Origin of the sequence: Streptomyces sp. SPB074 (assembly GCF_000154905.1) — a bacterium.
Taxonomy (GTDB): Bacteria; Actinomycetota; Actinomycetes; order Streptomycetales; family Streptomycetaceae; genus Streptomyces.
Window position 1 is genome coordinate 5,538,016 of sequence record NZ_GG770539.1, and the last position, 4,068, is coordinate 5,542,083.

At 72.4% G+C, this 4,068-nt stretch carries 3 protein-coding genes; 1 reads left to right on the forward strand and 2 read right to left on the reverse strand.

The window, feature by feature from the left end:
• Nucleotides 1-15 precede the first annotated feature (15 nt).
• A complete protein-coding gene (locus SSBG_RS23430; RefSeq protein WP_008748547.1) occupies nt 16-2,238 on the reverse strand; it encodes an NADP-dependent isocitrate dehydrogenase in 2,223 nt (740 codons plus the stop codon).
• A gap of 335 nt (nt 2,239-2,573) precedes the next feature.
• On the opposite strand from SSBG_RS23430, the gene pip reads away from it, so the two are divergent.
• Entirely contained in the window at nt 2,574-3,545 is a 972-nt protein-coding gene (pip, locus tag SSBG_RS23435) for a prolyl aminopeptidase (protein ID WP_008748548.1), read from the forward strand.
• Nucleotides 3,546-3,602: 57 nt separating this feature from the next.
• On the opposite strand, the gene SSBG_RS35065 is transcribed toward pip, so the two are convergent.
• A complete protein-coding gene (locus SSBG_RS35065) occupies nt 3,603-3,914 on the reverse strand; it encodes a GNAT family N-acetyltransferase (RefSeq protein ID WP_420790343.1) in 312 nt (103 codons plus the stop codon).
• Between the last annotated feature and the right edge of the window lie 154 nt (nt 3,915-4,068).

Genomic DNA, 4,068 nt, shown 5'->3' on the forward strand with positions numbered 1-4,068 from the left:
GCGCGCCCCTCCGGCTCAGCCCTTGAGCGAGGCGAGGGCCTCGTTGAAGGTGGCCGACGGGCGCATGACGGCCGCGGCCTTCGCGGCGTCGGGACGGTAGTAGCCGCCGATCTCCGCCGGGGAGCCCTGCACGGCGATCAGCTCGCCGATGATCTGCTCCTCGCCGGCCGCGAGCTTCTCGGCCAGCGAGGCGAAGGCGGCGGCCAGCTCCGCGTCCTCCGTCTGCGCGGCCAGCTCCTGCGCCCAGTACGTGGCGAGGTAGTAGTGGCTGCCCCGGTTGTCGATGCCGCCGAGCCTGCGGCTCGGGGACTTGTCCTCGTTGAGGAAGGTGCCGGTGGCGCGGTCCAGGGTGTCCGCGAGGATCTGGGCGCGCGCGTTGCCGGTCTTCTGCGCGAGGTGCTCGAAGCTCACCGCGAGCGCGAGGAACTCGCCGAGCGAGTCCCAGCGCAGGTAGTTCTCCTTGACGAGCTGCTGCACGTGCTTCGGCGCCGAGCCGCCCGCGCCGGTCTCGAAGAGGCCGCCGCCGTTCATGAGCGGGACCACCGAGAGCATCTTGGCGCTGGTGCCCAGCTCCAGGATCGGGAAGAGGTCGGTGAGGTAGTCGCGCAGCACGTTGCCGGTCACCGAGATGGTGTCCTCGCCGCGCCGGATGCGCTCCAGGGAGTACGCGATGGCGTCCTCGGGCGACTTGATCTCGATGGTCAGGCCCTCGGTGTCGTGCTCCGGGAGGTACCGCTCGACCTTCGCGATGAGCTGCGCGTCGTGCGCGCGGCCCTCGTCCAGCCAGAAGACGGCCGGGTTCCCGGTGGCGCGGGCGCGCGTCACGGCGAGCTTGACCCAGTCGCGGATCGGAGCGTCCTTCGTCTGGCACATGCGGAAGATGTCGCCCGCGCCGACGGCCTGCTCCAGCACGGCCTCGCCGGCCTTGTTCAGCACGCGGACCGTGCCGGTGACCGGGATCTCGAAGGTCTTGTCGTGGCTGCCGTACTCCTCGGCCTTCTGCGCCATGAGGCCGACGTTCGGCACCGAGCCCATCGTGGCCGGGTCGTAGGCGCCGTGCGCACGGCAGTCGTCGATGACGACCTGGTAGATGCCGGAGTAGCTGCTGTCCGGGATGACGGCGAGCGTGTCCGCTTCCTTGCCGTCCTTGTCCCACATGTGACCGGAGGTGCGGATCATGGCGGGCATCGAGGCGTCGACGATGACGTCCGAGGGGACGTGCAGGTTCGTGATGCCCTTGTCCGAGTCGACCATCGCGAGCGCGGGGCCCTCGGCCAGCTCGGCCTCGAAGGACTCCTTGATCTTCTGGCCGTCGGCGAGCCCGTCGATGCCTTTGAGGATGCCGCCGAGCCCGTCGTTCGGGGTCAGTCCGGCGGCCGCGAGCTGGTCACCGTACGCGGCGAACGTCTTCGGGAAGAACGCGCGCACGACGTGACCGAAGATGATCGGGTCCGAGACCTTCATCATCGTCGCCTTGAGGTGCACCGAGAAGAGCACGCCCTCGGCCTTGGCCCGCGCGACCTGCGCGGTCAGGAACTCGCGCAGCGCGGCCACGCGCAGCACGGAGGCGTCCACGACCTCACCGGCGAGTACGGGTACGGACTCGCGCAGCACTGTCGTGGAGCCGTCGTCGCCGCTCAGCTCGATGCGCAGGCTGTCGTCGGCCGGGAGGACGGCGGACTTCTCGGTCGTGCGGAAGTCGTCGTTCGTCATCGTCGCGACGTTCGTCTTTGACTCGGGGTTCCAGGCGCCCATGCGGTGCGGGTGCGCCTTCGCGTAGTTCTTCACCGACGCGGGGGCACGGCGGTCGGAGTTGCCCTCGCGCAGGACCGGGTTGACGGCCGAGCCCTTGATCTTGTCGTACCGCGCGCGGACGTCCTTCTCCTTCTCCGACTTCGGGTCGTCCGGGTAGTCGGGCAGCGCGTACCCCTGCGCCTGGAGCTCCGCGATCGCGGCCTTGAGCTGCGGGATCGACGCCGAGATGTTCGGCAGCTTGATGATGTTCGCCTCGGGCGTCTGCGCGAGGCGGCCCAGCTCGGCGAGGGCGTCCTCGATGCGCTGGCCCTCCTCCAGCCACTCCGGGAAGCTCGCGATGATGCGGCCGGACAGCGAGATGTCGCGGCTCTCCACGCCGACCCCGGCGGTGGAGGCGTACGCCTCGATGACCGGCAGGAACGAGTACGTCGCCAGCGCGGGCGCCTCGTCGGTGTGCGTGTAGATGATGGTCGAGTCAGTCACCGGGTGCTCCGCTCCGTCTCCACTGTCTGCGTCTTGCTGGTCCTGCGGGTCCTGCGGGTCCTGCGGGTCCTGCGGGTCCTGCTGGTCCTGCCGGTCCTGCTGGTACATCTGGTTCCGGCGGGTTTCGCCGCCGCCGCGGGCGTCGCCCGTCGTGCGGGGCGTGCCCGTCCTGCTTCGCGTCTTTTCAATATTGCTCGATATCAAGATATCCCGAGGGGGTGGCTCTCCCGAAAGGGCCCTTCGTCCTGCGGACGGCCGCACCCCCGCGCTCCCGTACGGCGCCGGGTCACCGAATCCGCTCGCCCCGGCCCGCGAGCCTCTCGTACGCTGCCGGGATGCCCACTCCCCTCCCGTTGCACGCGGACTCCGCCCCGTACGCCCACGGCCACCTCCCCACCGGCGACGGACACGCGCTGTACTGGGAGACCTGCGGGAACCCGGCGGGGCTGCCCGCCCTGGTCCTGCACGGCGGGCCCGGCTCCGGCTGCTCGCCGCGCTTCCGGCGCTACTTCGACCCGGCCCGCTACCGGATCGTGCTGCTCGACCAGCGCGGCGCGGGCCACAGTCGCCCGCACGCCTCCGACCCGGCGCACGACCTCGCCACCAACACCACCCCGCACCTCCTCGCCGACCTGGAGGCGCTCCGCGCCCACCTCGGCATCGACCGGTGGCTCGTCTGGGGCGTCTCCTTCGGCTCCTTCCTCGGCCTGCGGTACGCGGAACTGCACCCCGAGCGCGTCCGCGCCCTCGTCCTCACCGGCGTCGCGACCGGCAGCCGCGCCGAGGTCGGGGTACTGACCCGCGGCCTCGGCCGCTACTTCCCCGAAGCCTTCGCCCGCTTCCGCGCGGGCGTCCCGGAGGCGGCACACGACGGCGACCTCGCGACCGCCTACCGCGAACTGCTCGCCTCGCCCGACCCGGCCGTGCGCGCTCTCGCCGCGCGGGACTGGACCGACTGGGAGACCGCGATCATCCCCGCCCCGCCCCGCTCCGAACCGCGCTACGAGGACCCGCGCCTCCGCCTCGGCTTCGCCCGCACCGTCACGCACTACTTCAGCCGCGACCACTTCCTCGGCGGCGACGAGGTGATCCTGCGCGAGGCCCACCGCCTGCACGGCATCCCCGGCACCTTCGTCCAGGGCCTCCTGGACCCCGGCAACCTGACCGGCGCCGTGCACCGTCTCGCCGCCGCCTGGCCGGACGCGCGCCTGCACGTCGTCGACGACGGCGTCCACGGCGCGAACGCCGAGATGGCCGGACACCTCGTCGCCGCGACCGACCGCCACGCGGACGAGGCCGGAGCCTGAGGCGCGGGCCAGAGACGCGGGCCTGAGGCCCGGGAGCCAGCGGGCGGCGTCACCGCCTCAGACGGGCGGTGTCACCGGCAGCACCGCGTGCTCCGTGAACACACCGAACGTCCGGAAACCGAGTCCCCGGTACAGCGGCTCGCCCTCCTCGCTCGCCTGGAGCACCGCCGTGCCGAGGCCCGCCGCCCGCGCCGCCCGCAAGGCGGCGAGCGTCACCGCGCGGCCGTGCCCCCGCCGCCGGAAAGCGGCCCGCGTCGAGACGTTGTACAGCCCCGCGACCCCGTCCGGCAGGAACACCTCCGCACTCGCCACGACCTCCCCGGCCACCTCCCCCACGAAGAGCAGCGCGGGACAACCGGGGCGCAGCAGCTCCGCCGCCGAATCCGCCCAGAAACGCGTGACGGTCGCCGCGGGGCGGCTCCCAGTTCGCCGCGACGACCCCGGCGAAGGCCGCGAGGTCCCCGGGCGTCCGCACCCGCCGCACCACGAGCCCGTCCCGCGCCACCGGCCGGGGCAGGGCCCG